Source organism: Microbacterium sp. BF1, from assembly GCF_019279095.1.
Taxonomy (GTDB): Bacteria; Actinomycetota; Actinomycetes; order Actinomycetales; family Microbacteriaceae; genus Microbacterium; species Microbacterium maritypicum.
In genome coordinates, this window is record NZ_JAGYWT010000092.1 from 1 (window position 1) to 7,086 (window position 7,086).

General features: G+C 67.2%; 6 protein-coding genes and 2 pseudogenes. 3 read left to right on the forward strand and 5 right to left on the reverse strand.

Annotated features, from left to right (window positions below):
* A partial coding sequence (locus KZA10_RS18675) for a DUF3263 domain-containing protein (RefSeq protein WP_218682343.1) occupies positions 1 to 87 on the reverse strand: 87 nt, incomplete at its 3' end.
* Between the two features lie 34 nt (positions 88 to 121).
* Between KZA10_RS18675 and KZA10_RS05175 the strand changes: the two are divergent.
* A pseudogene (locus KZA10_RS05175) lies at positions 122 to 1,480 on the forward strand (alpha-1,4-glucan--maltose-1-phosphate maltosyltransferase); the annotation flags it as partial.
* Positions 1,477 to 3,681 (forward strand): 1,4-alpha-glucan branching protein GlgB, encoded by a 2,205-nt coding sequence (glgB, locus tag KZA10_RS05180; protein ID WP_218682341.1) that lies wholly within the window; start codon positions 1,477 to 1,479, stop codon positions 3,679 to 3,681. The pseudogene KZA10_RS05175 and the gene glgB, both read left to right, overlap by 4 nt.
* A gap of 30 nt (positions 3,682 to 3,711) precedes the next feature.
* On the opposite strand, the gene KZA10_RS05185 is transcribed toward glgB, so the two are convergent.
* Together KZA10_RS05185 and KZA10_RS05190 are read right to left on the reverse strand one after the other, a co-directional pair.
* Entirely contained in the window at positions 3,712 to 4,635 is a 924-nt protein-coding gene (locus KZA10_RS05185; protein WP_218682342.1) for a tetratricopeptide repeat protein, read from the reverse strand.
* Positions 4,632 to 5,873 carry a hypothetical protein gene (locus KZA10_RS05190; protein WP_218682344.1) on the reverse strand — a complete coding sequence of 414 codons (1,242 nt, stop codon included), beginning with the start codon at positions 5,871 to 5,873 and terminating at the stop codon, positions 4,632 to 4,634. Before KZA10_RS05190 ends, KZA10_RS05185 begins: the two co-directional genes overlap by 4 nt.
* On the opposite strand from KZA10_RS05190, the pseudogene KZA10_RS05195 reads away from it, so the two are divergent.
* A pseudogene (locus KZA10_RS05195) lies at positions 5,840 to 6,082 on the forward strand (helix-turn-helix transcriptional regulator); the annotation flags it as partial. The gene KZA10_RS05190 and the pseudogene KZA10_RS05195 sit on opposite strands and share 34 nt — an antisense overlap.
* 72 nt (positions 6,083 to 6,154) lie before the next feature.
* Here KZA10_RS05195 and rplI read toward each other — a convergent pair.
* Entirely contained in the window at positions 6,155 to 6,607 is a 453-nt protein-coding gene (rplI, locus tag KZA10_RS05200) for a 50S ribosomal protein L9 (RefSeq protein WP_017829849.1), read from the reverse strand.
* 11 nt (positions 6,608 to 6,618) lie between these two features.
* Entirely contained in the window at positions 6,619 to 6,873 is a 255-nt protein-coding gene (gene rpsR / locus KZA10_RS05205) for a 30S ribosomal protein S18 (protein WP_017829850.1), read from the reverse strand.
* Positions 6,874 to 7,086 lie beyond the last annotated feature (213 nt).

A 7,086-nucleotide genomic window follows, 5' to 3' on the forward strand; every position in this document is an offset into this window, starting at 1 on the left:
GACCTCTTCCTTGGCCGAGCCGTGGCGCGGCCACGCGACCTCCATCGCGAGGATCGCGCGGTCGCGCTCCGTGAGATCTCCGAGCATGGGTCCAGGTTAGGACGCATCCGCGGGGAGGGCTGTTCGCAAGGACGGCACCGTGAAGAGCGGCACCTTCCGCACGGCCACGAGACGGTTGCCCGAGGTCGCAGCCATGGGATTCGATGTCGTGTACCTGGTGCCGATCCATCCGATCGGGAGCACCAACCGCAAGGGACGCAACAACACGCTCACCACCGAGCCCGGCGATCCGGGCTCGCCCTACGCGATCGGCGCCGCAGACGGTGGTCACGACGCCATCCACCCCGAGTTGGGCACAGCCCAAGACTTCCGCGCCTTCGTGCGCGCGGCGCGGAAAGAGGGACTCGAGATCGCTCTCGATCTCGCCCTCCAGGCCTCCCCCGACCACCCCTGGGTGAGGGAACACCCGGAGTGGTTCACGACTCTCCCCGACGGGACGATCGCGTACGCCGAGAACCCGCCGAAGAAGTACCAGGACATCTACCCGCTGAACTTCGACAACGATCCCGCCGGCATCTATGCCGAGATGCTGCGGGTCGTGCAGCACTGGGTCGCGCAGGGCGTGAAGATCTTCCGCGTGGACAACCCGCACACCAAGCCGTTGCAGTTCTGGGAGTGGCTCATCGCGGAGGTGAATGCGGTCGACCCCGACGTGATCTTCCTCGCTGAGGCGTTCACCCGGCCGGCAGTCATGCGCGCGCTCGCCGCCGTGGGGTTCCAGCAGAGCTACAGCTACTTCACCTGGCGCAACACCAAGGCCGAGCTCGAGGAGTTCCTCACCTCGGTGTCCCACGAGACCTCCGACTACATGCGTCCGAACCTCTTCGTGAACACGCATGACATCCTCACCGAGTACCTGCAGTTCGGAGGCCGGGCCGCCTATCGCATCCGCGCCTGCATCGCCGCGACGGCAGGCCCCGTGTACGGCGTGTATGCCGGATACGAGCTGTTCGAAAACGTCGCAAGGCCCGGATCCGAAGAGAACATCGACAACGAGAAGTACGAATACAAGTTCCGCGACTGGGCGGGGGCCGAAGCCCGCGGTGAGTCCCTCGCTCCCCTGCTGCGGCGACTGAACGAGATCCGCGCCGCGCACCCCGCGTTGCAGCAGCTGCGCAACTTCCGCACGCACTGGAGCGACGACGACGCCGTCCTCGTCTACAGCAAGCACCTGGCGGCGCCGTTCACCGGCACCGGACGTGCGGACACGATCATCGTCGTCGCCAATGTCGACCCGCACTCGGTGCGTGAGACGACCGTGCACCTCGACACGACGCAGTGGGGCGTCCCGCTGGGCGAGCCCTTCGAGGTGGAGGATCTCCTCACGGGTGCGGTCTGGACCTGGAGCGACCACAACTACGTGCGGCTCGACGCCTTCGCCGAGCCGGTGCACATCCTGAAGGTGAGGGACCGATCATGAGCTACACGGAAGACGTCGCCGCATCCACCGAATGGGAGGCGATCTCCTCAGCCACCCACCATGACCCGCATTCCGTGCTCGGCGCGCACGCGCACAAGGACGCCGCGGATCGCACCGTCACGGCTATCCGCGTGCGACGGCCTCTCGCCTCCGAGGTCGCCGCCGTCTTCGGGGACGGCAGCCGACTGGAGCTCACACACGTCGCGCACGGCATCTGGGAGGGGCAGCACAGCGGCCCTCCGCTCCCCTATCGGATCGCGACCCGATACTCGGACCACGACGAGACGTTGTCCGGGGACCCGTACCGCCATGGGCCGACCCTCGGCGACCTCGACCTGCACCTCATCGCCGAAGGACGTCACGAACGTCTCTGGGAGGCGCTGGGGGCGCATGTGCACACGTCCGACGGGGAGATCGGCGTCTCGTTCTCCGTCTGGGCCCCGAACGCCACTGCCGTGCGCGTGGTGGGTGACCACAACGACTGGGACGGCGAGGCCCACGCGATGCGCTCGATGGGCGTCAGCGGCGTCTGGGAGATCTTCATCCCGGGACTCCCGGTCGGCACCAGGTACAAGTACCAGATCCGCACCCGCGACGGCGCGTGGATCCTCAAGGCCGACCCGATGGCGCTGGCCGCTGAAGTGCCGCCCGCCACGGCATCGCTCGTCGCGACCTCCGCTCACACCTGGTCCGACGGGGCATGGATGACGCGAAGGGCGGCCACCCACGCCGTCGCCCAGCCGCTGTCGATCTACGAGATCCACGTCGGCTCGTGGCGCGAAGGGCTCGGCTATCGCGAGATCGCGGATCCTCTGATCCAGCACGTGACCGATGCGGGCTTCACGCACGTCGAGTTCATGCCGCTGGCGGAGCATCCGTTCGGCGGATCGTGGGGATATCAGGTCAGCGGATACTACGCACCCACGAGTCGCTTCGGCAGCCCGGATGACCTGCGCTACCTGATCGACCGGCTGCACCAGGCGGGTATCGGCGTGATCATGGACTGGGTCCCCGGCCACTTCCCCAAGGACGCCTTCGCCCTCGCGCGCTTCGACGGCCAGCCGCTCTACGAGCACCCGGATCCTCGCCGCGGAGAGCACCAGGACTGGGGAACGCTCATCTTCGACTACGGCCGCCCCGAAGTCCGGGGGTTCTTGGTCGCCAACGCCCTGTACTGGCTCAAGGAGTTCCACGTCGACGGTCTCCGCGTCGATGCCGTCGCCTCGATGCTGTACCTCGACTACTCCCGCGAGCCCGGCGAATGGGAGCCGAACATCCACGGCGGGCGCGAGAACCTCGAGGCGATCCGCTTCCTGCAGGAAGTCAACGCCACCGCGTACCGGCTGCATCCCGGAATCCTCATGATCGCCGAAGAGTCCACCAGCTTCCCCGGAGTCACCGCGCCGACCGATCACGCCGGTCTGGGCTTCGGCTTCAAGTGGAACATGGGCTGGATGAACGACTCGCTGCAGTACATCTCGCGGGACCCGATGTACCGGGGCCACCACGAGGGCGAGATGACATTTTCCTTCGTGTATGCGTTCGGCGAGAACTATCTGCTCCCGATCAGTCATGATGAGGTCGTCCACGGCAAGGGCAGCCTGCTCGCGAAGATGCCCGGGGACCATTGGCACAAGCTGGCGAACGTGCGCGCGTATCTGGCCTACATGTGGGGGCATCCGGGCAAGAAGCTGCTCTTCATGGGGCAGGAGTTCGGCCAGCTCGCCGAATGGTCGGAGGGACGGCAGCTGGACTGGTGGCTCCTCGATCAGCCCTTCCATGCCCAGCTGCAGGATTTCGTCGGCGTGATGAACCACACGTACCGGGCTCAGGCTCCCCTGTGGGAGCGGGACAACGACGCGTCGTCGTTCAGCCGTCTCGGCGCGCCGAGCTGGGACCCGACGGTGATCGCCTTCGAACGACGTGACGCCCACGGCGGGCGTCTGGTCGTCATCAGCAACTTCGCCGGAGTGGAGCGCACTGGGTACCAGCTCGCGCTTCCGCGGGAGGGCGTGTGGCAGGAGGTGCTCAACACGGATGCCGCCGACTACGGCGGACGCGGATCGGGCAACCTCGGACTGGTCTACGCGAAGCCGTCAGACGGCGCCGCACCGGTGGCCACTCTGACGCTGCCCGCGCTGTCGACACTCTGGCTGCGTCACCAGTCCGACGCCCACGTGCCGACCGTGAGCCACGGCTGATCGCGCGTCGGCGCCTGCCGCGCTGCTGTTCTAGAACAGCAGCGACGAGAGACGGTTGCGCGCCGACACCACACGCGGATCCTCCGCGCCGATGAGCCCGAAGAGCTCCACCAGACGCTCCCGCACGGGTGCGCGCTGGTCGGACGGGAGCTGCGCGAACAGGTCGAGCAGACGACCGAAAGCGTCATCGACGTGCCCGCCGGCGAGGTCGAGGTCAGCCACGTCGAACTGCGCCTGGACATCAAGAGGGGCTTCGGCGGCCGCGGCCCGTGCCGACTGAAGGTCGAGCCCCTGCACGCGGTCGAGAAGACGCACCTGTCCGAGACCAGCGAGCGCATCCTCGTCGCGAGGGTTCTCCGCGAGGGCCTTCTCGTACGCCTTGATGGCGGCCGCGTAGTCACCGACTTCGATTGCTGCAAAGGCCTCTGCGTGCAGCGGAGGAAGCTCCGGCTCCGCAGCAGGCGCGGGTTCCGCGCCCGCCTCTGCGACCGAGAGTGTTCCGGTCACACCGTTCTGCGCCGCCACCTGAAGCAACTGTGCGAACACGTCGCGCACCTGCTGCTCCGGGACGGCACCGGTGAACATCGGCACCGGCTGACCCGCGATGAGGGCCACGACCATCGGGATGGACTGCGCACGGAAGCTCTGCGCGAGCTGCGGGTTCGCATCCACATCGACTTTGGCGAGCAAGACGCGCCCGCCGAGCTCGCGCGTCACCTTCTCGATGATCGGACTCAGCTGCTTGCAGGGACCGCACCACTCCGCCCACAGGTCGACGACCACGGGAACGGTACGCGAGAGCTCGAGAATCTGTCCGAAGGTCTCATCGGTGGCGTCCACGACGAGATCGACGACCCCGGGAGCCGGCTCGCCCTCGGCAGGCGGTGTCGGTCGGTTGCGCAGGCTCGACAGGTCTACGGCGCCGCGGAGTGCGGCGGGAGAGATCTCACTCATTTGATCACCTTCACGGACAGGAGGTCCTGGTGTGCTGCCAGGAGGCGGATCTGCTCCGTCGATCCCTTGGCGGGGACCGAGAAGAACAGCTGGAACTCGTAAGTCGTCTCGACGCCCTTCGCGGACTCGGTCGCGTCGGTGAGCGCCTTGGCCTGGGCGTTGTCGCCGAAACGGATCGACACGTCTTCTCCCGTCGGCGTCACGGTCTCGGTATCGGTGAGGGTGACCGCGACGATCGCGCCGCTGTCGAGAGTCGTCATCGAGATGGGCGCGTCCGTCGTCGAGGCCATGTCGAACGCGGCCTTCGACGTGTCGGCAGCACCCTTGTCCGCGAGCGCCTGGATCACGGCCTGACGGCTGTCGGTGATCGATTTCGCGTAGCTGAGCGCCAGATCGTCGAACGTATCGTACGACTCGCTCTGCTCTCCCTGATCCACCACGTCGGCGAAGGTCGCGGCGAGGTCGGCGGGCGCGATGGTGAGGAAAGCGGAGTCGGACGGGACGAGAGACGTCCCGAGCCACGCGGCGGCGACCTCGGGGAAGACCGCGTCAGCCGACATCTCGGCGATGTTCGAGACCTTGTAGTTCGACCAGGGGTCTGCCTGCGTCATCGTCAACACGACGGGAGGCACGGTGTCATCGCCGGTCTTCGACAGCATGAGCACGGTGCGCGGCCACTGGTCGGTCGACTCCGGGAGCACCACCTCGACGTCATCGGTCGGGATCGCTGCGGGAGGCGCCGTGTCCGGGAGCTTCGTCCGCAGGGCATACTCGGTGGTCCGCGCAGCGAGCGCCGGTCCCTCGAAACGTGTGGAGAGAAGGTCGAGGTCGAGTGCCGCGTCGGCTTCGCTGACAGTGCCGGCGAGCGACTTCAGGATGCGCTTGGCCTGTGCCTCCGTGACAGCGGGCGGCTTCTGGTTCTCCGGCGCGATCACCGTCGGGCTGGGTGACGGGGTGGGCGAGGCCTCCCCCAGCTGCGGCCAGGAATCCGACGAGCACCCGGCGGCGAGAATGGCCGTGAGCCCCAGAACCGGGAGTGCCAGCATGCGTCGTCGCCGAGGGGCCGGCGCCACGCGCATGGAGGTCTTGGCGTCGGGATTCTTGTTCTCGTCCACGATCTCCGCTTCTTCGACGTCTCCGCCTGCCGGTGCGGCGATCGAGGAGTCCGGATCTGCCGTCAGCGCGTCTCCGCCCGAGAGCGCACCTCCGGTACACGGCCAGAGACGGGAACACGACAACGCGTGATGTCGAGCCCGTGCTGTTCGCCTCCACGAACGGCCAGTGGTACCTGGTCGGGTGGTGCCGTCTGCGTGACGCCATGCGATGGTTCGCCGTGTCGCGCGTCGAGAGGGCCAGCGTCACGAAGGCGGCCTGCAGCGGTCACACCGTCGATGAGGTCGGAGAGCCGCCGGCCAATGCACGGCCGGTGCACGGTCGAGACGGGTGAGGCGCACGAGCGACCGGGCCAGGGAATGCAGAACGCCCCTGTCCCGGAGGACAGGGGCGTTCTCGACGTGCCTTACTTGGCGGCGACGACCTGCAGCGTGATCACTGCGGTGACGTCGTCGTGCAGACGCACGGTCGCCTCGTGCTCACCGGTCACCTTGATGGGCGACGTGATGTGCACCTTGCGCTTGTCGATCGAGCCCAGGCCGGCGGCTGCGACAGCATCCGCGACGTGGTCCGTCTTGACGGAGCCGAAGAGACGACCCTCCTTGCCGGCCTTGACCGTGAGGCGCACCTTGGTGCCCTCGAGAGCGTTCTTCAGCGCGACAGCGTCGTCACGATCGTGGATCGCGCGTGCCTGACGTGCGGCCTGGATCGATGCGACCTGCTTTTCGCCACCGCGGGTCCACGCCGTAGCGAAGCCCTGCGGGATGAGGAAGTTACGGGCGTACCCGTTCTTGACCTCGACAACGTCACCGGCACTACCCAGCCCGGCGACCTCGTTCGTGAGAATCAGCTTTGCCATCTCGATACCCCTTACCGGCCGGCGCCAGCGTAGGGCAGGAGCGCCATTTCGCGCGCGTTCTTGATCGCCGTGGCGATCAGACGCTGCTCCTGCACCGAGACACCGGTGATACGACGGGCACGGATCTTGCCGCGCTCCGAGACGAACTTGCGAAGGGTGGCGACATCCTTGTAATCGATGACACCGACCCGGATGGACTTCGCGGGAGCGGTGGGCTTGCCACCCTTCCGCGGCTTGCGGCGGTCGCCGCTCGACTTTCCAGCCATTGTTTTTCCTTAGTGATGAGCGGATGCCGGCCGTGAAGGCCGGATCCAGAAGTTGTTCAGAACGGGGTGTCGTCGCCGAAGCTGCCGGGAGTGCTCCAGGCATCCGCGCTGGTCGACGAACCGGGCGTGGACCACGGCTCCTCCGACACCTGCTGCTGCGCGGGACGGGACTGTCCACCGCCACCGGCACCGCCGGCACCGCCGGTCGAGGCC